We start from the raw sequence: 21,490 nt of genomic DNA, 5'->3' as shown, positions 1-21,490 counted from the left end.
GGCCGTCGCGGTCGCCGTCGGCTGCTCGAACTCTCCAGAGCGCTACCGCCGCGTCCGGGCGTCGCGGTCGGTCGTCTTGCGAGAGGGATGTCTGACCGTGATCGTCCGGTCGGCGCTCGGCCCGACGACGGTCCGCTCGCGACCGTCGGGCCACCGCACGTCCACGCGCAGCGGTTCCGCGCCGCCCAGCCCGAAGTGCGCGGCCGGTTCCGTCTGGCAGAGGCAGCCGCCGCCCGCGTCGACCGTCCGCCGCTGAACGCCGTCGGCGGTCTCCAGCGTGACGACTGCCCCCCGCGCCGGCGCGCCGTGGCGCGTCGTCGGGCGCACGCGGAGCCACCCGGCGTCCGGCGCGCTCGGGTCGGCGTAGGCCGTCACCGGCTGCGCGGCGACCTCGCCGTGGACGACGAGGAGTTCGAGCGCGCCGTCGCCGTCGAGGTCCGCCGCGACCGCGCCGGTGCCGAACCCGTCCGGCTCCGCGGCCGCGCCGAGGTCGACGGGCTCCCACGCCGGCGGCCCGTCGGCACGGTCCACGCGCTCGAACAGCCTGTTCTCGGCGCCGCAGACGTTGAAGAAGAGCTCCTCGCGCCCGTCGTTGTCGAAGTCCGCGGCGACCACCGTCCGGACCGCCCCGACGTCGCGGAGCGCCGGCGGGGCCACGTCGCCGTAGCCGCCGTCGGGCGAACAGCGCAGGAGTCGGCTCGGGGCCGACTCGTTGCCGACCGCGAGCGCGAACGTGCCACCCTCGTCGACGAGCGCGGCGCCGCGCGTGTCACCGCCGGGGTCGGAGAGGGCGGGGCCGCCGTCCGTCCGGTCGTAGTGGCCACCCCGGTTGCTGAACAGGCGGTTCGGGCCCCCCTCGACGCCCGCGAACAGGTCGCCCTCGCGGGAGCGGTACGGGACCGCGAGCAGCGACCGGCAGCCGCCGTCGACCTCCAGGCCGACCGTCTCGGCCATGTCCGTCACTTCGCCGTCGTCGCCGAGCTCGTAGAACGCGAGCGGCGCGGCGTAGCCGGAGACGGCGACGCCGTACCGACCGGTCCCCAGCCGGTCGAGCGCCGCGACCGACCGACCGGCGCGGACGTCGATGCGGTCGGCGTTCACCTCGCGGGCGAACACGTCGGTCCAGCGGTATCGGTCGGCCTCCAGCCGGCTCAAGAGGAGGTCCGGGTCGCCGCCGTCGACGCCGCGCGCGCAGTTGTGGACGTACACCTCCTCGCAGCCGTCGGCGTCGAGGTCGGCGGCGCACACGCCCATCCCGTGGCGCGTCCCGTCGGCGACGATGCCGCAGGCGGTGTCGGAAAAGCGGTCGCCCGCTCGGGCGTACAGGCGGTTCGGCTCGCCGTACCCGGCGACGAAGACGAGCGGGCCGTCGCGGCCGGGCGTCACCGCGACGCCGTACCCGCGCATCGGGCGTTCGTCGTCGACGAGCCCGGACCGCTCCGTGAACATGGCTGCCCGTCACCGCTCCGCGAATATGAACGCACGGGTTGGATACGGGCGGCGATCGGCGGGAGGAAATCGACCGCGGCGAGGCGTCCGGTCCGCCGGCGACGCTACAGGTTCCGCTCGATGTAGCGATTCACCCGCGACACCCGGTCCGAATCGAACGTCCAGAGCCCGCGCCACGTTCGCGGTTCCGTCTCCACCGCGAGGAGCCCGACGCCCCCTTCTATCCCTCGCATGAGGTCGCTGTCCGGGTCGCTCTCGGCCGAGTGCGGTCCCTCGGGCGGCCGATACACAACGAACCAGCTGTCGGTGAAGTCGGAGCCGTCGCCGGCGTGGATCACCGCGTCGAGGTCTCTGGGGAGTTCGTCCGGGACGCCGTAGAGGTGCGTGTCGACGCCGCTCTCGGTGACGCGTTCGTACACCTCCCGCGTTCCCACCTCGTCGTCGATGCGCGAGAGCCGCTGGAACGACGAGCGCAGGGTCCCGTCGCCCGCCGTCCACGCCGCGCGCTCGATGAACCGCGAGATCGTGATGAGCAGCAGCTTCTGTCGGTTCGACTCGGGGTACCCGCGGAGCGTGAACGTCGCGTCGTCGAGGCCGCTGATCACCGACGGGAGGTCGACGTCTTCGAGCGATCGACTGCCGGTGATGTACAGGTCGGAGTTGACGAAAAGCACCGCGTCGCCGAGCTCGCCGAGCGTCGAGCCGGCGACCACCTCGTCGTCCTCCATGAGCAGCACGAGGTTCTCGATCTCCGCGGGGTCGCCGCCGTCGAACGGCACGTCCTCGTGGCGGCGGAGCACCCCGACGTCGATCGACGGAACCGCCTCGCCGTCGCCGTCGACAACCTCAGTCGTCAGCTCTCGGGCGGTGAGACCGACGGCCCCGTCAGTCTCGGCGGCCCCGGCGCCGTCGGTCAGCCGCCGATCGCTCGACTCGGTCGTCACGCGACCGTCGACGACCCGAACCGCGTCGTCGCCGAACGTGTCCACGAGCATATTTAAAACGGGGTCCGGGTCGGTTCGGTTGACGACCACCACGGACCGCTCGGGGCCGCGGAAGCGATCGAGGAACTGTTCGAGCGTCACGTACCCCGACTGAGCGAGTTCGGTTCATAAGGATTCCCACGCGGTTATCGCCGCTGAGAATGAACGCGTTCGGGAGCGGAAGCGGGCGAGAGAATGCCCGAGTCGCCTACGCCCCGAGCGTGTCTTCGAGCAGCTGGAGGGGGTGTTCGATCTCGTAGCCCGTGCCGTGTTCCATCTGCATCGCGCAGGTGGGGCACTCGGTCATGCCGACCTCGCCCTCGGCGTCCTCCATGTGCTCGAACATCTCGGCGCCGATCTCCATCGACTTCTCGTACTTCTCCTCCTTCCAGCCGTACGTGCCGGAGATGCCGGAACAGGAGTCGCCGACGTCCTCCATTTTCACGCCGTCGACGTCGCGGAACGTCTCGACCGCCTGTCGTGAGAGCCCCTGGTTGCGGGCGTGACACGGCGCGTGGTACGCGAACGCGCGCTCGTCGTCGAGCCCGCCGGCGGCGTCGAGTTCGCCTTCGAGGTCCTCGTGAATCCGGAGGTACTCCAGTGCCTCGAAGGTGTGTTCGGCGACGTCTTCGATCCCGTGGAGGTCGAACAGCTCGGGGTACTCCTGTCGCAGCGACATCGAACAGGAGGTACAGGAGGCGATCACGTCGGCGCCGTCGCCGATCGCCTCGACGAGATTCTCGACGTTCGTCTCCGCGTGCCGGCGGGCGTCGTCCAGCATGCCGTTCGCGAACATCGGCGTCCCCGAACACTTCTGGGGCGGCACCATCACCTCGTAGCCGAAGTGCTCGTACACTCGGACCATCGCCTTCCCCACCTCGGGCGTGTTGTAGTTGGAGTAGCAGCCGTGGAAGTACGCCACGCGCTTGTCGGGGTTCTCCACCTGCGCGCCGCCGCGGGCCTTCCACCACTCGCGGAACGTCTCCGTGGCGAACTCCGGGAAGTCGCGCTCCTTGGGAATGCCCATCACCTTCTCCATCGCCCACCGCGCCGGTCCGAAGTTCATCGCGAACGACGCCGTCCGCGGGAACTTGCTCGCGAGGCTCGCCGACGTGCGGTAGTTGGCTAAGATCCGGTTCCGGACGTACTCGACGGAGAGCTTCTCCATCTGCCGCTCGACGAACTGCCCGCGCGCCTCGTTGTGCATCTGCGAGAGCGGCACCGAGGAGGGACAGGCGTCGTCGCAGCGCATGCAGTTCGAACAGGAGGTGATCGACTCGTCGATGTCGTGGTCGTCCTTCCGCTTGAGCCGCCACTGCTCGGGCCCTTGGAACTTCGGCCCGGGGAACTCGTCGTCGACCTCCGCCACCGGACAGGAGGTGTCGCAGCTCGTACACTTGTAACAGGAGTCGGCCCCCTCGCGGAGGTCGAGGTCGCCGCCCGGGAACACGTCGACCGGGTCGTACGCGTCGGGGTCGAGCTCGGTCGAGTCGGTCCCGCCGGAGGCGCTCTCGACGCCGCCGTCGGTGGCGGCGCGGTCGGCCGCCCCCGCTCCGTCGGCCCGCGTCGGGTCGGGGGCGTCGGCCGCGTCCGTCTCCGGGATCTCCCCTTCGTCGGGGACGAAGACGGACGGCTGCTCGTCGCGCCCGGCTTCCGGAACGCCCGGGGACGGCTCCCCGCAGCCGCAGTCGCCGCAACCGCCGCTGGCTTCGTTCGTCCGGCCTGCGCCCTCCGCGTCGTCGTCCGTGTGTCGTGTCATTGATTGGCCTCCGTCGCCGCCTGTCGCCCGGCCGCGAGGCCGGTCGCGAGCGACACCCCGCTCGCGGACTTCTCCCTCGCCGCGTCCGCGCCGCCGACGACCCCGCCGGCGGCGAACACGTTCTCGTACTGTACCGCTCCGTCGGCGTCCGTGGGCCGACACCGCTCGTCGGGGCGGACCCCGAACCGCGCGTACGGCTGGTCGCCGAACGCGTCGTCGACGAACCACTCGTACCGGTCGTCGGGCTGGTCGACGTGGAGGTCGAACACCGGCTCGCGGACGCCCTCGCGGTCCGAGTCGAGCCCCTTCCCGACGAGCCCCCCGGTCGCCAACACGAACGCGTCGGCGCCGTACGGCGCCGTCCGCCCCTTGCGATCGACCGCCACCGCCTCCACGCGGCCGTCGCTCGCGGACTCGACGCCGACCACGGGGTTGCCGGTCTCGAACCGGACTCCCTCCGCGTCGAGCGCGTCGAACAGCCGGTCTTCGAGCCGCAGGCCGGGGAGGCTCGGCGGCCCCATCGGGATCTCGAACACGTCGGCGCCGAGCCGGTCCGCGAGCTCGTCGCGGACCTCGCCGCCGCGGTCGTCGCCGAGGAACGCCGGGAAGCCGACGCGCTCGACGCGCTCGACGCCGCCGTCCGCGTCGACCGCGTCGTGGAGGTGGGGAGCGACCGCCTTGGCCAGCGCCTCGCGGGCGGGAACGCCGTCGATCTCCTCGTCGTGGTCGAGCGCCTTCGCGAGCCGCGTGATCTTCGCGTCGGCGCGGAACGCCTCCGCGAACTCGACCTCGGCCCCCGCCACGTCGAACGGGACGCCCGCGGCCTCCAGCCGCCCGGCGAAGGCGCGCGCGTCGTACTCCGTGAGCGACCGGAAGCCGACGACGAGCATGGGCCGGTGGTCGCTCGCGAGCCCGGCCTCGGCCGCCGCGGGGTACCGCGCGGTGGGCTTCACCGCGCCGCCGAACGTCGGGACGAGGGCGTTGCGGTCGGTGTGGCTCCCGCGGTACGCGTCGCCGACGAGATCGTCGAACAGCGCGAGGCCCTCGCGGAGCGCGTCGCTTCCGACGATCCGGTACGGATGCGACTCCGGAAGCCGGTCGATCCCCTCGAACGGGTCGGCGAGCGGCCCCTCCGGGTCGGGCCACTCGTCGGGGTCGAGCTCGCGCCCCGCGGTCGGCGGCCCGTCGCGCAGCGGCTTCGCCGGCTCCGTCGCCGGGACGTAGCCGAGCGCGTCGATCAGCCCCGAGGCCTGCCGCAGCGTGCTCGCCTTGTGGGAGACGAGTCGCACGTCCGCGCCCTCGCGCGCAGCCGACACCGCGGCCGTGACCGCGGAGAGCCCGCCGCCGATCACGAGGACGTCGCTGGTTATCGCCATCAGCGCCCTCCGTCGGTCGCCGCGTCGTCGCTTGCGCGGCCCCCGTCGGTCGCCGCGTCGTCATCTGCGCGGCCCCCGTCGGTCGCCGCGTCGTCATCTGCGCGGCCCCCGTCGGTCGCCGCGTCGTCATCTGCGCGGCCCCCGTCGGTCGCCGCGTCGCCGTCTGCCCGGCCACCGTCGGTCGCTGCGTCGTCACTTGCGCGGCCACCGTCCGCCGCTGCGGTTCCGGTCTCCCCGCCGGAGCCGTCGACGCCGGCGTCGCCCGCATCCGCGCCGGCGTCGAACGCGCCGAAGTCGACCTCGCCGTCGAGGTTCGCGGGGTCGCCGTCGCGGTTCATCGTCGTCGCGTGGAGCAGGTGGTTCAGCATCGCCTGCGAGAGCTGCTCGCCCCACAGCGCGTGCCGCTGCCCCTTCCACCGCTCCTGATACAGCTCGTCCTCCGCGTCGCGGACGACCGGCTCGGGGTACTCCTCCGCCAGCTCCGACGCGATCCGGTGCGTACAGAAGCCGCCCTGACAGTTCCCCATCGAGGCGCGGGTCCGCAGGCGGACCGCGTTGAGGTCGGAGCCGGCCTCGCCGATCGCGTCCTGTACCTCGGCGCGGGTCACGCTCTCGCAGTTACAGACGATCGGGTTCGGGTCGTACTCGCCGAGCACGTCGTCGGCGCGGGAGCCGAGCCGCTGGCCGGAGCGCCGCGCGACAGGCGACCGGAGCCCGAACTCGTCCATCAGCGCCTCCATGCGAGCGGGATTCTCCGAGCCCGGCAGCGGCGCCTCGGCGGTGTCGCAGGTCGCCTCGTGGCCGAGCGCGTCGCAGACGTGGTCGGAGATGGACTCGGCCATCATCCGGTAGGTGGTGAGCTTCCCGCCGACGATGGTGGTCATCCCGGGGAGGTCGTCGCGGTCGCCGTGGTCCAAGAGGAAGTAGTCGCGCGTGATGTCCGTCGGGTCTTCCGTGCCCGTTCCCGGCGGCTCGTACAGCGGCCTGACGCCCCAGAAGGAGCGGAGCGTCCGCGCGTCTTCGAGCGCGGGGACCAGCTCCGAGAGCGTCTCGATCATCAGGTCGACCTCCCACTCCTCCTCCGGGTAGTCCTCGGGGTCGTCCACCTCCTCGTCGGTCGTGCCGAGGATACAGGCCGTCTCGTGGGGGACGATGATGTCGGCGTCGCCCTTCGGCCGGCAGCGGTTGATCACGGTGTCGACCTGCCGGGTGTTCATCACCGTCATCACGCCCTTCGAGGGGCGCACCTCCACGTCGACGCCGGCCATCTCGCCGACGTTCCCCGCCCACGCGCCGGTCGCGTTGACCACGTGGCGCGCGCGGATCTCCTCGGTGGTTCCGGGCTCTCGGTGGACGCGCTTGCCCGGGCCCGTCTCGTGTTCGATCTCGACGCCGACGACCTCGCCGTCCTCGACGAGCACGTCGGTCACCGGGGCGTGCGTCTCGATCCGCGCGCCGTGTTCGCGGGCGTCGGCGGCGTTCGACACGCAGAGCCGGAAGGGGTCGACCGCGCCGTCGGGTAAGGCGATCGCCTTCTCCACGTCGCGCGCGAGGTACGGCTCGCGGCGTCGCGCCTCCTCGCCGTCGATCACCTCGACGGGGATGTCACACGCCTTACACCCCTCCAGCTTCTCCTGGAAGTACTCCTCCGAGTCCTCCGGCCGCTTGACGAACAGCCCGCCGGTCTCCTCGACACAGTGGGCCGCGATGTCGCGGAGCACCCGATTCTCCTCGATACACTCCCTCGCGCTCTTCTGGTCGGAGACCGCGTAGCGCCCCCCGCTGTGGAGGAGCCCGTGCATCCGCCCGGTCGTGCCGTGCGTCAGGTTCCCCTTCTCGACGAGGACCGCGTCGAGCCCCCGTCGCGCCAGATCCCTGACGACGCCGCAGCCCGTCGACCCCCCACCGACGACGACGACGTCCACTTGTCTGTCCATGCGAGCCCCTTGGACCCCGACCACTTTACTTTACCTCCCGGTGCGACCTGTCCATAACTATCAGAGACATTCAAGTAGTGTAATCGCTGCCCGCGCCGGTATATTTATATATTTGACTTTTTCACTCACGCCGATATGCGGATTTTAACAGGAAGATTATTATGGTAGTACATTATGTTCACGATTGGCGTGGTAGCTTCCGTGAAGATATGTCGCGGCGGTCGCGACGCGCGTCGCGGTCGCCCCAGTCCGGCTCCGGACGGGTCGGACGCAGCGATTCGGCGACGCGGTAGCGGACGCGGTTCCGGGGTCGCGCTCGACGGCGAGCGCGATTCCGATGCCGCCGGACACGGACCAGCGCCACAGGAGGGATCCACAACATGACACAGTACGTCGGTGCGATAGACCAGGGGACGACCGGCACCCGATTCATGGTGTTCGACCACGAGGGCCAGGTCGTCGCGAACGCCTACGAACAGCACGAACAGATCTACCCGAACCCGGGCTGGGTCGAACACGACCCGATCGAGATCTGGGAGAACACTCAACAGGTCGTCCTCGACGGCCTCGCGGACGCCGGGCTCGACGCCGACCAGCTCGAAGCCATCGGCATCACCAACCAGCGCGAGACGACGATCGTCTGGGACAAGGACTCGGGGAAGCCGGTCCACAACGCCTTGGTGTGGCAGGACCGCCGGACGACCGACCGCGTCGAGGAGATCCAAGAGGCGGGCAAAGTCGAGGAGATCCGCGAGAAGACGGGGCTGGAGTGTGACGCCTACTTCTCCGCGACCAAGACCGAGTGGATCCTCGACAACGCCGAGCCGCTCAAGATGCAGAGCTCCCGCGGCGGCGACCTCCGCGACCGCGCCCGCGAGGGCGAGCTCGTCATGGGGACGATCGACACGTGGCTCATCTACAACCTGACGGGTAACCACATCACGGACGTCACCAACGCGTCCCGGACGATGCTGTACAACATCCGGGACATGGAGTGGGACGACGAGCTCTTAGACGAGTTCGACGTGCCGAAGGAGATGGTCCCGGAGGTACGCCCCTCGTCGGACGAGGACTACTACGGCCACACGGACGCGGACGGGTTCCTCGGCGAGGAGGTCCCGGTCGCGGGCGCGCTGGGCGACCAGCAGGCCGCGCTGTTCGGCCAGACCTGTTTCGACGAGGGCGACGCGAAGAACACCTACGGCACCGGTTCCTTCTACCTGATGAACACCGGCACCGACGCCGTCAAGTCCGACCACGGACTCCTGACGACGATCGGGTTCCAGATGTCCGGCGAGCCCGTTCAGTACGCGCTCGAAGGGTCCATCTTCATCACCGGCGCCGCCATCGAGTGGCTCGAAGACGTCGACCTGATCAACAACGCGGCCCAGACCGCGGAGCTGGCGCGGTCGGTCGACTCGACCGACGGCGTCTACATGGTCCCGGCGTTCACCGGACTCGGCGCGCCGCACTGGGACGGCCGCGCCCGCGGCACCATCGTCGGGATGACCCGCGGCACCAGCAAGGAGCACATCGTCCGCGCGACGCTCGAATCGATCGCGTACCAGACCCGCGACATCGCCGAGGCGATGGAGGCCGACTCCGGCGTGGAGACGACGAGCCTCCGCGTCGACGGCGGCGCGGTCAAGAACAACTTCCTCTGTCAGCTCCAGTCCGACATCATCCAGACGGACATCGCGCGACCGGAAGTCGACGAGACCACCGCCCTCGGCTCGGCGTACGCGGCCGGGCTCGCGGTGGGGTACTGGGACAACGTGGACGAGCTGCGCGACAACTGGCAGGTCGACCGCGAGTTCACCCCCGAGAAGTCCCAAGACGAGGTCGACAAGCTGTACAGCCGCTGGGACGACGCGGTTGAGCGTTCGAAAGACTGGGCGCAAGACGACGGGGAGGACGAGTAAATGAACGAACTGTTGCTACAGGTCCCGGTCATCGGGATGGAGCTTGAGCCGTTCCTCCTGCTCCTCATCACGGCGCTGGCCGGCGGCGCCTTCGGTGCCGCCATCGGCGCGCTCCCGGCGTTCATCTTCACCGGGTTCGTCGTCTTCCTCGGTGAGGGTATCGGGATCCTCCAACGACAGATCGGCGCGGTCGAAGGTATCCCCGCTGGCGAGCTCGCGGCGGGGATCACCGGCGTCATCGGCTTCGGAGCGATCACCGGCCCGCACATCGCCTTCGCAGGGGGCGTCGCGGCCTCGGCGTACGCCGGCAAGAAGTATCCCGAGATGAACCCCGCCGACGGCGGGTACCACTTCGGGAAGGACATCACGTACGCGTTCGGCACGAAGCCCGACATCCTCGCCGTGGGTGCGATATTCGGCGTTCTCGGGATGCTGATCACGCGGGTCGCCAACGGCCTCTTCCTCAACGTCTTGGAGATGACGCCGCCGACCGACTTCATCGCGGTGTCCGTGTTCGCGACCGCGTTCCTCGCGCGCCCCGTCTTCGGCTACCCGATCGTCGGGAAGCCGGCGGGCGACGGGCTCTTGGACATGTCGCCGTTCGAGCGCGGCGAGGACCACCCGAAGGCCGACACGGACGAGGAACACGCCGGGCGACCGGCGACCGAGCCGTGGCTTCCCCACCAGTACAAGTGGTCGGGCGTCACCGCTATCGGTCTCGTCGGCGGCATCCTCGGCGGCTACATCTGGCTCCAGACGGGGAGCATCTTCCTCGGGTACGCCATCTCCGCGATGAGCCTGCTGTTCTTGAACCTCGGCGTGGAGAAGATCCCGGTGACCCACCACATCACGCTGCTCGGTGCGGTCGGCGCGGTCGTCATCGACCCCGTCGCGGGCAGCGTCGTCGCGCTGCTCGCCGGCGGCGTCCTCGGGGCCCTCAGCGGCCTCGTCGGCGAAGTCACGCAGCGGCTGTTCTACTCGCACTCCGGGACCCACGTGGACCCGCCCGCGATGGCCATCGCGATCATGATGCTCGTCGTCGGCATCCTCGGCATCCTCGGCGTCCTGCCGAACGCCGGGTACCTCTGAGCCCGCTCGCGGGGACCGACGCGGCGTCGGTTCCCCCGTAGCGGCCCGGGGTCGTTCCGCGCGCGAACCACCCTCTGACCAAGCCGCCGGACACCAATGAGACCAGACCGGACACGCGATCGCCGACGCGCTCGGTTCGAGAGCGACGGCCGTCGCACGGCCGGCGCCGCCGCCGCTCGCACCGCCGTCGCGCGCGACGACGACGACCGCTCCGCCCGCGATCGAGCTCGCATCGCCTCCGCTTCGTGCCAGTTTTGTTCGCCGATATCGGAGGGTCGACCGTGAATATCGACGACCGGATCGAACGACGGCTCGGCTACGACGCCGGCATGAGCGTTCTCGCCGACTTCGAGGCCGTCTCGCCGGTCAGACACGTCGACTCGCCGGTCGGCCGGGGGCCGGCGATAGAGCGGCTCCTCGACGTGTTCGAGCCCGCCTTCTCCGGGTCGCTCCCGCCGAGCGTCTACGTGTACGGCCCGAAGGGAAGCGGGAAATCGGCTGTCGTCTCCGCGCTGTTCGACCGGTTAGCGAGCCACAGCGGACCGCGGCGCGCCATCCAGACGACCACGCGGGCGGTCGAGCCGACGATCCCCGGATTCGTCTACGTCGACGCTCGGAAGGCGTCGACCCGATTTCGGCTGTACCACGCGATGTTGGCCGCGATGAGCGACGAGCCCGTTCCGGACCACGGGATCGGGACCGAGGAGCTGGCCGACTCGCTCCGAGACGCGATGCGTACCGGCCCCGAGCTCGTCGTCGCGGCCGACCACACGAACGAGACCGAGACGCCGACGGCGGCGACGCTGATCGACTGGCTCACGGACGTCGGCGACCGGGTCACGCCGGCCTGTATCGGCCGCGACCCGCCGGACGCGATCGACTGGGAGCCGGCGACCACCGTCGAGTTCGCGAAGTACCGCCGGCACGTGCTCGTCGAACTGCTGACGAGCCGGTGTTCGACCGGACTCGGCCGCGACGCGCTCTCTCACGACCAGATCCGCGAGATCGTCGAGTGGGCCGCGGGCGACGCCCACGACGCGCTCGCGGCCGTGATGGGCGCGGCGGTCAACGCGGAGCGGGCGGGCGCGTCGACGATCCGCTCCGGCGATCTCGACGCCGGCATCGACAGCGTGCCCCGACCGTGCGTGGCGCTGGGTCGGGTGCTCTCGCTCCCCGAGAGCCGCCAGCGGCTCCTCTACGAGCTCGCCGGACTCTCCGAGGACGAGCGGTCGACCGTCGGCGTGGCGACGGAGCGCATCGCCGCGCGGCCGGGCGTCGACCTCTCGGCGTCGACCGTGCGGCGCGTGCTGTACGAGCTGGCCGACGCCGGCCTGCTCGAACGCGTCACCGTCCACCAGAGCGACGGCAAGGGGCGGCCGCCGAGTCGCCTCGTGCCGCTGTTCCCGACGGTCGTCTTCCGCGAGCTGTTCGACCGGCGGGTCCGGACCGGATAGCCGCCGCGCGGACCGCTACGCGCGGGACCCGGCCGCCCCGCCGCCGAACGGAAGACAGTTGGCGCCGAGTCGCCGATTCGGGGTATGGTTCCGCCCCTCGCGCTCGACATCGACGGCACCCTCACGACGCCGACCGGCCGGATCGACCCGCGAGTCTTCGAGCTACTGCCCGCGTGGGACGCGCCGGTCGCCTTCGCCACCGGGAAGGCGTTCCCGTACCCGGTCGCGCTCGCGCACTTCCTCGGCCGCGAGGAGACGGTGATAGCGGAGAACGGTGGCGTCGCGTACGTCGACGGCGAGACCGCAATCGTCGGCGACCCGGACGCCGCGTGGGCCGTCGTCGAGGCGTTCCGCGAGCGCGGCGGCGAGGTCGGCTGGGGCGAGGGCGACACGGTGAACCGCTGGCGCGAGACGGAGGTCGCGCTCTCGCCCGACGCGGACGTGACGCTCCTGCGCGAGGTCGCCGCGGCCGCCGGCGGCGACGTGGAGGTCGTCGACACCGGCTACGCCTACCACGTCAAGTCGACGGGCGTGAGCAAGGGCCGGGCGCTCGGCGTCGTCGCCGACGCCCTCGGCCTCGCCACCGACGACTTCGTCGCGATCGGCGACAGCGAGAACGACGTCTCGACGTTCGGCGTCGCCGGCGAGTCGTACGCCGTCGCCAACGCGGACGCCGCCGCCCGAGAGGCGGCAGACGTAGTGGTCGCGGAGGGGTTCATGGACGGAACGGTCTCCGTCCTCGACGAACTTCGCGAGCGGGCCGAGTAGTCCCGAACCGGCTCCGCCGCAGTTGGACTTCTCCATCGCAGTCAGCCCTCTTCCTCGCAGTCAGCCCTCGCTCTCGCTACCTCTCGCCCTCGCTACTCCTCGCCGTACGGGTACCGCGCGGTCGCCCCGCACTCGGTACAGCGGACGACGACGCGCCCGGGGCGCGTCCGGACGCGACTCGTCTTCCCGGGGCGGAGGTAGACGGCGCAGTCGTCGCAGGCGCGCCTGGAGAGTTCGGCCGGAACGCCGCAGCGGTTGCGCTCGGCGACCCGGCGGGCGCGGGCGACGTACTCGCGCCCCCGGTCGTACTCGTCGTCGACGACCGCCTCGCGGGCGAGCGCGAACAGCCGCTCGATCCGCTCCGCCGGGATTCCCATGTCACGGGTGGCGGGGCGCGTCGGCAAATGGGTTGTTATCCCGGTCGGACGCGGCGGCCACTCGGACCGCGCCGCCACCCCGAGCGCGCCGCGGCGGTCCCGACCCGCACGCTTTTTTATCGGTCCGATCCAACCGAGCGGTATGAAGGAATCCCTGATGGACGTGATCTGCTGCCCGCTCGACAAGGCGGCCCTCGAACTCGACGTCGACGAGGAGGACGACGACGAGGTCCTCGCCGGGACGCTCACCTGTACCGAGTGCGGTGAGTCGTACCCGATCGAGGACGGGATCCCGAACCTCCTCCCGCCGGACATGCGCGAAGAGGCGACGGCGTAGGGCTCTCCGACGCTGGCGGGCCGCGACGGCGGCGGAGACACCGACACGGAACTCCCCCGCTCGTGTCAATCTTTTTTTAGTGTGGGGTTGTGGTCTCGACCGTGCCGACACTCGACGTCGAACTGAACGGGGAGACGGTCCACGACATCGACGCCCCGGAGTCGTTCGTCACCGACGGACCGTTTCCGGTCGTGTTCGAGAACATGGGGCGCTCGACGCACGTCCACCTCCACTTCGACGACGACCTCGACCGGGTGGCCACGGTCGACGAGGGGAACCACTTCGTCGGCGACGAGGCCACCCGCCACGTCCACGTCAGGACGGCAGACGTCGACGAACCGGTCCGCGGCAAGCTGAAGATCGTCACCGGCTACGGGTCGAACACGCGCTACGTCGACGTGCGGATCGACCCGTCGCCCGAGACCCCCGACGAGTCGGTCGCCGTCGACGAGCGCTTCGCGGCGCCCCCGGAGCGCGCGCCCGACGTTCCGCCCCGCCAGCAGGCGGTGAACGCGCTCGACCGCTTGGTTCGACGCGGGGGGGCTGCGGGCGCGGCCGTCGGGCTCCTCGCGGTCGCCGCCGCGGTCGCGGTCGCGGTCATCGTCGACAGCGTCGTCGTCTGGGTCGCGGTGGGGCTCGCGCTGCTGATCGCGTTCGGCGCGGCGCTGCTCGCCGTGACGTGAGGCGAGCGAGTCGACGCCCGACCGGTTCCCGGCCCTACAACCCCGTTGCCTCGGTTCCCTCGCTTCGCTCTCGTCGGCTCGCCCGGGATCCGCGCGCTTTTAACCGTCCCACCGGAACGAAACGCCATGAGCTTCGAGAAGGAAGACGAGGTCGTCCTCCACGACAAACACAGCGAGTACGACGGTGAGACGGGCACGATCACGCAGGTGATGGAGACGATGTTCGGCGACGCGACGTACACGGTCAGCTTCGAGGACGGGCAGGAGACGGGCGTCCCCGAGAACTCGCTTGACGCCGTCGAGAGCGAGGAGTAACGGCCCCCCCTTCGTCCCGCATGCCGAAAGTCCCCTTCCACTACGTCGACCTCCGCGCGTTCTCGTACGCCACGGAGGACGAGAAACGCGTCGAGCAGGCGCTGTACTCCCTGCTGCCCGAGGACGTCGAGCTCGACCGCGTCGAGAACGTGGGCCACCACGGGGACCGGATCGTCGTGCTCTCGGCCCGCGTCGAGCGGGCCGACGAGATGCGCCACGTGTTGGACCGGCTCGCCGAGCTGGAGGACCTCGACCGCGTCCTCGGCGAGCTCGACGAGCGGGTCGACGACAACTGCGCGCTGTTCCTCCGCCTCGACAAGCAGGCGGCCTTCCGCGGCGAGGTGCGCCTCGGCCCCGGGATCACCGTCCGCACGAAGGTCGAGGCGTACCCGGCGAAAAAGGAGAAGGCGGTCGCGAACGCCCGCGAGACGCTCTCGCGGCTGGCGGACGAGGACTGAACGCCGACCGCGTCGACCCGCCCAAACGACACCGGGAGGGGCGACCGCCGTCGGAGTGCCCGGGTGCGTTTCCGGGACGCACCCGCGGCGTGACTTTTTCACCCGGCCCGTCGATGTCCGTCCATGAACGATCCGTTCGTGGTCGTCGGCGCCGACGCGGCGGGGTTGAGCGCGGCCAGTAAGTTCCGTCGCGAGGCGCCCGACCGCGAGGTCGTCGTCTTCGAGAAGGGCCGGTGGATCTCGTACGCCTACTGCGGAATGCCCTACTTCATCGCCGGTTACGTCGACCGCATGTCGAACCTCCTCTCGCTGTCGCCGGGCGAGGTCGACGAGCGCGGGATCGACCTCCGGCGCGAGTCGACGGTCGTCGCCGTCGACCCGGACGCGAAGCGCGTCACGGTCGAGACGGCCGCGGGCGAGCGCTTCGAGCAGTCGTACGGCGACCTCCTCGTCGCGACCGGCGCGCGCGCGGACCCCGGTCCGTTCGACGTGCGCGGGCTCGACGGGGCGTTCACGCTCCACGACATGGACGCGGCGGCCGCGATCGACGCGTACGTCGCCGACCCAGACGCCTACGACCCCGACCGCGCGGACGTGAGTGCGGTCGACCGCGACCGGGTCGAGCGCAACGCGGCGATGTCGGCCCCCGAGACCGCCGCGGTCGTCGGCGGCGGATACGTCGGCGTCGAGGTCGCCGAGGCGCTTTCGGAGCGCGGGCTGGAGGTCACGGTCTTCCACCGCTCCGGGCACCTCCTCCGCCCGTTCGGCGAGACGGTGGGGAACCGCGTCGAGGAGGCCCTCGAATCCGAGGGCGTGACCGTTCGCACCGACGCGCCGGTCGAGGCGCTCGGCGGCGACGACCGGATCGAGGCGGTCGAGATCGGAGGCGACGACGACGGCGACCCCGAACGGGTGCCGGTCGACATGGCGGTCGTCGGCGTCGGAATCCGCCCGAACACCGACCTGCTCGACGGCACCGGAGTCGACCTCGGACCCGGCGGCGCGGTCCGGGTCGACGACCGCGGCCGCACCAGCCTCCCGGACGTGTACGCCGCGGGCGACTGCGCGACCGCGCGCCACGCGGTGACCGGCGAACCGGACTGGCTCCCCCTCGGGCTCACGGCGAACCGCGCCGGGCGGGCGATCGGCGCGACGGTCGCGGGCGACCCGACGCCGGTCGGCGACATCGCGGGCACCGCCGCCGTGAAGGCGTTCGACGCGGAGGCCGCCCGCGTCGGAATCCTCGACCGCGAGGAGGCGGAAGCGGCCGGCTTCGACCCCGTCAGCGAGACGGTGACCGCGGGCTCGCGCTCCGGGTACTACCCCGGCGCGGCCGAGACGGACGTGACCCTCGTCGCCGACCGCGACACCGGGCGCCTGCTCGGTGGCACCATCGTCGGCACCGACCGCGCGGCGGTCCGGATAGACACGCTCGCGACCGCGATCGAGGCGGACATGACCGTCTCCGAGGTGGAGCGGCTCGATCTGGCGTACGCGCCGCCGTTCAGCCCGGTGTGGGACCCGATACTGGTCGCCGCGAAGGTGCTGAACGGGGCGCTCGAGGGCTGAGAAACCAGCCGCCGTCCCGGAGCGCCCCGACCCTCCCGGGCCGCCCCGATTCTCCCGGACTGCCCCGCCGTCCGTCCCGTCTACCGCTCCCGCGCCGCCGCGATCCGCCGGGCGAGGAGCCCGACGGCCGCGGCGATCGCGCCCGTCGCGAGCGCGACGGCGCCGGCGAGCGCCAGCGGAGCGGTGACCGCAGTGAGCGCGGGCCCGCCGGCCGCGAACGGGCTGACGTACGGCTCCGGGCCGATGGCTCGAAGGAGCGTTCCGGCGAGGGGCCCGGACGCGAGGACGGCGGTCGGGAGCGCCCCGCCGCCGGTCGCGGCGAACCCGAGCGCGCAAAGCGACGTCACCCCCGCGAGGACGCCGGCCGTCGCCCCGGGGGAGACGCCGAGCGCGCCCGTGACGTCGAACGCGAGGTACGACAGCGCGAACCCGACCGCGCTCCAGACGACGGCGCGCTCGAAGCCGGTCTCGCCGAGGACGAGGCGCCGCAGCGCCGCGGTCCCGTCGCCGGCGGTCTCCGTGTCGCTCATTCCGGTCGCGTCGCGCCCCGCCCCTCGCGGTCGGGGGTGAGGTTGCCGTGTTCGTCGATCTCGCCCGCGACGATCCGCGTCGAGGAGATGCGCTCGCCGTCCTCGGCCGCGACGTGGTCGACGACGACCAGATCGAGGGGGTCGCGCCCGTGCTCGCGGCGGATATCGTTGATCCGCTCGCCGCCCGCCTTCGTCTCGGGGGAGACGATCAGCGCGTCGAACTCCGGCTCGACGGCGATGCCGGTCGGCTCCGTCAGCTCGCGGATCTCGTACTCGCGCCCGTTCGCCTCGGCGCGGGGAGCCAGCTCCGCCTCCAGGTCGCGCTTGCGTCGCTCGTAGGGGCGGACGTACCGCTCGACGTGTCGGGTCTCCGGCGCCAGCTCGTCGGAGGTGAGGCCGACGGTGACGTCACCCAGCTCGAACGCCCGTTCGAACAGCTTCCGGTGGCCGTCGTGAACGGGGTCGAACGTACCCCCCAGCGCGACGTTCATGCCTCTCCGTTGCGCGGGTCGAACTTAAAACGTCCCGAACCGCGGTCGGGCGGGGGAGGTCGGCCTGATCGGGACCGCGCTCGGCAGTCGGTGCTGTCGGCTCAGTTGACCGACTCAGTTCGCCGGCTCGTCGTCCGCGTCGCCGTCCGCATCGTCGTCGCTCGCGGCCTCGTCGTCACTCGCGGCCTCGTTGTCTCCGTCCGCCTCCGCGTCGTCGCCCGTCTCGCTCTCGTCACCGCCCTCACCGCCGACCGAAATCTGGACGGGTTCGGCGTCGCCGTCGGGCGACTCGCCGCCGAGCCGACGGTCGAGGTTGAAGACGGCGTTCAGCTCCGCCTGAACGTCGCCGACGACGCCGCGGACCAGGTCGCTCGGCGCGATCGCCTCGTACTCGTAGGGGTTGTTGCCGGCGCCCTCCGCCTTCCGCTTGCCGCGCTCGACGGTCCCCTCGTCGTGGAGTTCGGCAAGCGCCTCGCGGACGGTGCTCGGGTACAGTCCCGTGCCGTCGGCGACCTCGTCGCTCGTGCTGTGCGGGTTGTCGCGGAGGTAGACGTAGATCCGCGCGCGGGTCTCGGTGTCGAGCAGCCACGCGAGCAGGTCGACGACGTTGTCGTCGAACCCCTTCACCGCCCGGTCGGCGCCCTCGCCGAGCCGCTCTTTCGTCTTCCGGAGCTCCTCGCGAGTCCGCTCCGTCGGCGACTCCTCCGTCTCGGGTGCGTCCTCTACCGGATCGGAAGGCGAATCGTCCGTGGTCATGCCGGAAACTGGGGGCTACGCGGGCAAAAGGGTTTCTCGTCGCTTTCGTTCCGACGAAACTGACGGACCGGCCGGCCGGTCTCGGGGAGAGCGCGTCGGCCTCAGGGCCGCACGAGGAGGTCAGCGCGGAGGGCGTCCGCGCCCGACTCCTCGCGGATCCGGCGCTGGCGCGCGGCGCCGCTCTCCGCCTCGTACACCTCGCGGATCCCGTCGACGCCGAGGCGGTCGCACTCCGCGTCGACGACATCGCCGAGGGAGGTCGTCCCCTCGCCGTCGCGGTCGACGAACGCGGCGTCGTGACCGTGCCGGATCGCGCGCCACTTGTTCTCGTCGAGGAGCTCGCGGCGCAGCGCAGGAACCGACTCGCCGTCCTCGTACCGCTCGGCGTAGTCCACGACCAGCGCGCGGACGTACTCGACCAACGCGAGCGTGACCTGCGGGTCCTGCTGGGCGTCGGGCGCGCGGACCTCCACGGTGCCGTGGCCGGTGTGCGGGCGCACGTCGAACCACAGCTCGCCGCGGTCCGCGATGGAGTCCGTCTCCACCATCCGGCGTTCGTACCGCTGGAACGCGTCGAAGTCGTCGAACGCCGACGGAATCCCGGTGTTCGGGAGGTTCTCGAACACCTTCGCGCGGGCCGAGGCGAGGCCGGTGTCGAACCCGTTCCAGAACGGAGAGTTCGCCGACAGCGCGAGCAGCACCGGACAGTGCCACCGCAGGCGGTTCGCGACCCAGACGGCCTTGTCCGCGTCGTCGACGCCGACGTGGACGTGGAGCCCCGCGGTCGTGTTCCGGTGTTGCGGGTACTGGATGCGGTCCAGTTGGGCCTGATACCGCGGCTTCCGAACGTGGTCGAGCTCGCGCCACTTCGCGGCGGGGTGGAGGCCCGCGGCGGCGATCCGATACCCGTCCGCGGCGGCGTGGTCGACGAGCGCCTCGCGGACCGTCCCGAGCGCGTCCGCGGCGTCCGCCGGGTCCTCGATCGTCTCCGTCTGCGCCTCGATCGTGCACTCGAACAGCTCGTGGTCGAACCCCTCCGGCACCGCAGCTGGCGGGTCGCGGCCGTAGACGAGGTCGTCGGTCCCGGACGTCGGGCGGCCCTCGGCGTCGACGATGTAGAACTCCTCCTCGATGCCGAGCGTCCCCATCCGAGAGAACGCGTCTCGCGAGCCCAGTTCCATTACCGCCCCGTACCGGTCGCGCGCTCTTATAAGGATTGGAAGGCGGAAGTCGAGGACGGAGAAGGACGTTTCCGGCGGTGGCGCGTGCCTGCGAGGCCGCTTCGCGGCCGAGTCGCACGCGCGGGGGAGTCGCGAGCGGTGCGAGGTGCGAGCGAAGCGAGCACCTCTACCCGAGCGGCGAAGCCGCGAGCAGCGAGCGACGAGGCTGGGGAGGCGTGAGGTGCGGGGCGGTGCGGGCGGGACTCGAAGGGGCAGCCGCGAGGCGGGCGCAGGCGACGTAAGCACCGCAACGAAGGAGCGACAGCGACTGAGTGAGGCGCGCAGCGAGCGTGCGCCCGCCTCGCGGCTGGGGCTTCGGGAGCGTTCGGCGCAGTCCGGTTTTGTCACCGATCGAAACGCCGTCGCTGCCGTTCCCGAAACCGTGCGTGAAAAGCGAAACAGCCGCATCGGACTCCGCGTATCGAAAACGAGTCGACGGCGCGCGGTCGCACGCCGATATGCCGGTTCCCCGACACCCGATCCGACGCCCTCTCGTTCAGCCGAGGACGTAGCGGAGCGCCGGGAACTTCTCGACGAGCGCCTGCCCGCCGACCTCGATCCGCTCGATGTAGGCGTCGAGGCCGAGGACGCGACCCGCGCCGAAGGCGGCGACGGTGAGGAACACCATCGCGTACACCAGCGTCGAGTCGAACAGCGCGAGCGCCTCGCCGCTCCACCCGCCGAGGTAGAACAGCATCATCTGGGTGGCCCCGCCGAGCGCGGCCAGCCGGACGAACGCGCCGGTGATGAGCGCCGCGCCGATGAGCAGCTGCGTCGCGGGCACAAACACGTTGACGAACTCCATCAGCGCCGGACTCGACGCCATCGCGGCGTACAGCCCGCTGACCGGACTGGCCGACCCGACGTTCGCGAGGTAGCCCGCGGCGTCGAACGGCCACTCGGAGACCTTCCCGAGGCCCGCGAACAGGATCATCCCGCCGATGGTCGCCCGGAGCAGGACGATGAACAGCGCCGACAGCGAGTGCGCCTTCCCCAACAGCGTGATCCCGCCGATCTCCCCGCCGAACTCGTTTGTAGTCTTCGTGGACATTGTGTCTCTCCTCACTTGCGAATACGCCGGATGAACACATAAAGCGGAGAGCGGGTTCCCCCGCAGCGGGACGGATTCGACCGATCCCCCTCATCGGAGGGTTCTTTAAATACTACCTGCCGAACAATATCGGTGCCGACTCGCGTCCCACGCGGCCGGGGCCCGTCACGTCCGTCGGTTCGCTCCGCTCACCGGTCCCGCCCGGTTCCGGACCTACCACGCCTCGCCGCTCGCGAGGTCGACGTCGCCGTCGCCCTGCTCGGAGGGACAGACGTCGGCCAGCACGCAGTCGGCGCAGTCGGGGTTGATCGCGGTGCACGTCGCGCGACCGTGGTCGATCATGAGGTGCGTGAACTGCTGCCAGTCGCTCTCGGGGACGACGTCGAGGAGGTCCCGCTCGATGGCTTCGGGCCGCTCCTCCTCGGTGATTCCGAGCCGGCGCGTGAGCCGCTGGACGTGGGTGTCGACGACGATCCCCTCGACGACGTCGTGGCCGTGCTGGAGGACGACGTTGGCGGTCTTGCGGCCGACGCCCGCGAGGTCGGTGAGCTCAGACATCGTGTCCGGCACCTCGCCGTCGTGCTTCTCCGCGATGTCCGCGCACGCCGAGCGGATGTACTCCGCCTTGTTGTTGTAGTAGGTGATCGAGTTGATCGCCTCAGCCATCTCCTCCTGCGGGGCGTTCGCGTACTCCTCGGGCGTCTCGTACGTCTCGAACAGGTCGGCGCACACCTTGTTCACGCGCTCGTCGGTGCACTGCGCCGAGAGGATCACGGCGATCAGCAGCTCCAGCCGGTTCGAGTAGTTGAGCGAGATGGTCGAGTCTGGGTACTCCTCGTACAGTCGGTCGAGGACCTCGGAGACCTGCTCCTCGCGCGAATCGCGTGGCGTTCCCATACGACACCCTCCGTCCGGGCGACATTGAACGATCCGACTGGGCGGGCTCGCCCCCACCCACTCCACCCC

At 70.9% G+C, this 21,490-nt stretch carries 21 protein-coding genes; 9 read left to right on the top strand and 12 right to left on the bottom strand.

Annotation, left to right across the window (positions count from 1 at the left end; genetic code table 11):
* Positions 1 to 42: 42 nt before the first annotated feature.
* The 5 genes from EXE46_RS06525 to glpA form a co-directional block, all read right to left on the bottom strand.
* Complete coding sequence (locus EXE46_RS06525; protein ID WP_137687620.1) at positions 43 to 1,449, bottom strand: CRTAC1 family protein; 1,407 nt, start codon at positions 1,447 to 1,449, stop codon at positions 43 to 45.
* 104 nt (positions 1,450 to 1,553) lie between these two features.
* Complete coding sequence (locus EXE46_RS06520; RefSeq protein ID WP_137687619.1) at positions 1,554 to 2,534, bottom strand: hypothetical protein; 981 nt, start codon at positions 2,532 to 2,534, stop codon at positions 1,554 to 1,556.
* 106 nt (positions 2,535 to 2,640) lie between these two features.
* Positions 2,641 to 4,191 (bottom strand): anaerobic glycerol-3-phosphate dehydrogenase subunit C, encoded by a 1,551-nt coding sequence (locus tag EXE46_RS06515; protein ID WP_137687618.1) that lies wholly within the window; start codon positions 4,189 to 4,191, stop codon positions 2,641 to 2,643.
* Complete coding sequence (glpB, locus tag EXE46_RS06510) at positions 4,188 to 5,567, bottom strand: glycerol-3-phosphate dehydrogenase subunit GlpB (RefSeq protein WP_137687617.1); 1,380 nt, start codon at positions 5,565 to 5,567, stop codon at positions 4,188 to 4,190. Before glpB ends, EXE46_RS06515 begins: the two co-directional genes overlap by 4 nt.
* Positions 5,567 to 7,504, bottom strand: a complete 1,938-nt coding sequence (glpA, locus tag EXE46_RS06505) for an anaerobic glycerol-3-phosphate dehydrogenase subunit GlpA (protein WP_137687616.1) — start codon at positions 7,502 to 7,504, stop codon at positions 5,567 to 5,569. Before glpA ends, glpB begins: the two co-directional genes overlap by 1 nt.
* A 380-nt stretch (positions 7,505 to 7,884) precedes the next feature.
* Here glpA and glpK point away from each other — a divergent pair, with 380 nt between their 5' ends.
* The 4 genes from glpK (at position 7,885) to EXE46_RS06485 (ending at position 12,737) form a co-directional block, all read left to right on the top strand.
* Entirely contained in the window at positions 7,885 to 9,426 is a 1,542-nt protein-coding gene (glpK, locus tag EXE46_RS06500) for a glycerol kinase GlpK (protein WP_137687615.1), read from the top strand.
* A complete protein-coding gene (locus EXE46_RS06495) occupies positions 9,427 to 10,515 on the top strand; it encodes a hypothetical protein (RefSeq protein WP_137687614.1) in 1,089 nt (362 codons plus the stop codon). It abuts the gene before it with no gap.
* 281 nt (positions 10,516 to 10,796) lie between these two features.
* Positions 10,797 to 11,969 (top strand): Cdc6/Cdc18 family protein, encoded by a 1,173-nt coding sequence (locus EXE46_RS06490; RefSeq protein WP_137687613.1) that lies wholly within the window; start codon positions 10,797 to 10,799, stop codon positions 11,967 to 11,969.
* 84 nt (positions 11,970 to 12,053) lie between these two features.
* Positions 12,054 to 12,737 carry an HAD-IIB family hydrolase gene (locus EXE46_RS06485; protein WP_137687612.1) on the top strand — a complete coding sequence of 228 codons (684 nt, stop codon included), beginning with the start codon at positions 12,054 to 12,056 and terminating at the stop codon, positions 12,735 to 12,737.
* Positions 12,738 to 12,829: 92 nt separating this feature from the next.
* Here EXE46_RS06485 and EXE46_RS06480 read toward each other — a convergent pair whose 3' ends face one another.
* Complete coding sequence (locus EXE46_RS06480) at positions 12,830 to 13,114, bottom strand: ribonuclease P protein component 4 (RefSeq protein WP_137687611.1); 285 nt, start codon at positions 13,112 to 13,114, stop codon at positions 12,830 to 12,832.
* Between the two features lie 142 nt (positions 13,115 to 13,256).
* Between EXE46_RS06480 and EXE46_RS06475 the strand changes: the two genes are divergently transcribed.
* The 5 genes from EXE46_RS06475 (at position 13,257) to EXE46_RS06455 (ending at position 16,476) form a co-directional block, all read left to right on the top strand.
* Positions 13,257 to 13,451, top strand: coding sequence for a methytransferase partner Trm112 (locus EXE46_RS06475; protein ID WP_199234120.1), 195 nt, complete (start codon positions 13,257 to 13,259; stop codon positions 13,449 to 13,451).
* Positions 13,452 to 13,552: 101 nt separating this feature from the next.
* Entirely contained in the window at positions 13,553 to 14,134 is a 582-nt protein-coding gene (locus tag EXE46_RS06470; protein WP_199234119.1) for a hypothetical protein, read from the top strand.
* 126 nt (positions 14,135 to 14,260) lie between these two features.
* Positions 14,261 to 14,449, top strand: coding sequence for a DUF1918 domain-containing protein (locus tag EXE46_RS06465; RefSeq protein ID WP_137687609.1), 189 nt, complete (start codon positions 14,261 to 14,263; stop codon positions 14,447 to 14,449).
* 20 nt (positions 14,450 to 14,469) lie between these two features.
* Positions 14,470 to 14,907, top strand: coding sequence for an RNA-binding protein (locus EXE46_RS06460; protein WP_137687608.1), 438 nt, complete (start codon positions 14,470 to 14,472; stop codon positions 14,905 to 14,907).
* Between the two features lie 123 nt (positions 14,908 to 15,030).
* Entirely contained in the window at positions 15,031 to 16,476 is a 1,446-nt protein-coding gene (locus EXE46_RS06455; RefSeq protein ID WP_137687607.1) for an FAD-dependent oxidoreductase, read from the top strand.
* A gap of 80 nt (positions 16,477 to 16,556) precedes the next feature.
* Here EXE46_RS06455 and EXE46_RS06450 read toward each other — a convergent pair whose 3' ends face one another.
* The 6 genes from EXE46_RS06450 to nth form a co-directional block, all read right to left on the bottom strand.
* Entirely contained in the window at positions 16,557 to 17,006 is a 450-nt protein-coding gene (locus tag EXE46_RS06450) for a hypothetical protein (RefSeq protein ID WP_137687606.1), read from the bottom strand.
* Positions 17,003 to 17,497, bottom strand: a complete 495-nt coding sequence (locus EXE46_RS06445) for a phosphopantetheine adenylyltransferase (RefSeq protein WP_137687605.1) — start codon at positions 17,495 to 17,497, stop codon at positions 17,003 to 17,005. The genes EXE46_RS06450 and EXE46_RS06445 overlap by 4 nt, the downstream gene beginning before the upstream one ends.
* Before the next feature lie 114 nt (positions 17,498 to 17,611).
* Complete coding sequence (locus EXE46_RS06440) at positions 17,612 to 18,253, bottom strand: winged helix-turn-helix domain-containing protein (RefSeq protein WP_137687604.1); 642 nt, start codon at positions 18,251 to 18,253, stop codon at positions 17,612 to 17,614.
* 101 nt (positions 18,254 to 18,354) lie between these two features.
* On the bottom strand, positions 18,355 to 19,434 hold the full coding sequence (locus EXE46_RS06435; RefSeq protein WP_137687603.1) for a glutamate--cysteine ligase: 1,080 nt from the start codon (positions 19,432 to 19,434) through the stop codon (positions 18,355 to 18,357).
* A 535-nt stretch (positions 19,435 to 19,969) separates the two neighbouring features.
* On the bottom strand, positions 19,970 to 20,524 hold the full coding sequence (locus tag EXE46_RS06430; protein WP_137687602.1) for a DoxX family protein: 555 nt from the start codon (positions 20,522 to 20,524) through the stop codon (positions 19,970 to 19,972).
* A gap of 213 nt (positions 20,525 to 20,737) precedes the next feature.
* Positions 20,738 to 21,421 carry an endonuclease III gene (gene nth, locus EXE46_RS06425; RefSeq protein WP_137687601.1) on the bottom strand — a complete coding sequence of 228 codons (684 nt, stop codon included), beginning with the start codon at positions 21,419 to 21,421 and terminating at the stop codon, positions 20,738 to 20,740.
* Positions 21,422 to 21,490 lie beyond the last annotated feature (69 nt).

It is taken from the genome of Halorubrum sp. GN11_10-6_MGM (assembly GCF_005435165.1).
In the GTDB taxonomy this organism is placed as follows: domain Archaea; phylum Halobacteriota; class Halobacteria; order Halobacteriales; family Haloferacaceae; genus Halorubrum.
This window is presented reverse-complemented; position numbering and strand designations above follow the sequence as displayed.

Bases quoted from the DNA above. Each gene is read 5' to 3' on its own strand.
- EXE46_RS06525 (WP_137687620.1), bottom strand. From the start codon at position 1,449: ATGTTCACGGAGCGGTCCGGGCTCGTCGACGACGAACGCCCGATGCGC.
- EXE46_RS06515 (WP_137687618.1), bottom strand. From the start codon at position 4,191: ATGACACGACACACGGACGACGACGCGGAGGGCGCAGGCCGGACGAAC.
- glpB (WP_137687617.1), bottom strand. From the start codon at position 5,567: ATGGCGATAACCAGCGACGTCCTCGTGATCGGCGGCGGGCTCTCCGCG.
- glpA (WP_137687616.1), bottom strand. From the start codon at position 7,504: ATGGACAGACAAGTGGACGTCGTCGTCGTCGGTGGGGGGTCGACGGGC.
- glpK (WP_137687615.1), top strand. From the start codon at position 7,885: ATGACACAGTACGTCGGTGCGATAGACCAGGGGACGACCGGCACCCGA.
- EXE46_RS06495 (WP_137687614.1), top strand. From the start codon at position 9,427: ATGAACGAACTGTTGCTACAGGTCCCGGTCATCGGGATGGAGCTTGAG.
- EXE46_RS06485 (WP_137687612.1), top strand. From the start codon at position 12,054: ATGGTTCCGCCCCTCGCGCTCGACATCGACGGCACCCTCACGACGCCG.
- EXE46_RS06480 (WP_137687611.1), bottom strand. From the start codon at position 13,114: ATGGGAATCCCGGCGGAGCGGATCGAGCGGCTGTTCGCGCTCGCCCGC.
- EXE46_RS06475 (WP_199234120.1), top strand. From the start codon at position 13,257: ATGAAGGAATCCCTGATGGACGTGATCTGCTGCCCGCTCGACAAGGCG.
- EXE46_RS06465 (WP_137687609.1), top strand. From the start codon at position 14,261: ATGAGCTTCGAGAAGGAAGACGAGGTCGTCCTCCACGACAAACACAGC.
- EXE46_RS06460 (WP_137687608.1), top strand. From the start codon at position 14,470: ATGCCGAAAGTCCCCTTCCACTACGTCGACCTCCGCGCGTTCTCGTAC.
- EXE46_RS06455 (WP_137687607.1), top strand. From the start codon at position 15,031: ATGAACGATCCGTTCGTGGTCGTCGGCGCCGACGCGGCGGGGTTGAGC.
- EXE46_RS06450 (WP_137687606.1), bottom strand. From the start codon at position 17,006: ATGAGCGACACGGAGACCGCCGGCGACGGGACCGCGGCGCTGCGGCGC.
- EXE46_RS06445 (WP_137687605.1), bottom strand. From the start codon at position 17,497: ATGAACGTCGCGCTGGGGGGTACGTTCGACCCCGTTCACGACGGCCAC.
- EXE46_RS06440 (WP_137687604.1), bottom strand. From the start codon at position 18,253: ATGACCACGGACGATTCGCCTTCCGATCCGGTAGAGGACGCACCCGAG.
- EXE46_RS06435 (WP_137687603.1), bottom strand. From the start codon at position 19,434: ATGGAACTGGGCTCGCGAGACGCGTTCTCTCGGATGGGGACGCTCGGC.
- EXE46_RS06430 (WP_137687602.1), bottom strand. From the start codon at position 20,524: ATGTCCACGAAGACTACAAACGAGTTCGGCGGGGAGATCGGCGGGATC.
- nth (WP_137687601.1), bottom strand. From the start codon at position 21,421: ATGGGAACGCCACGCGATTCGCGCGAGGAGCAGGTCTCCGAGGTCCTC.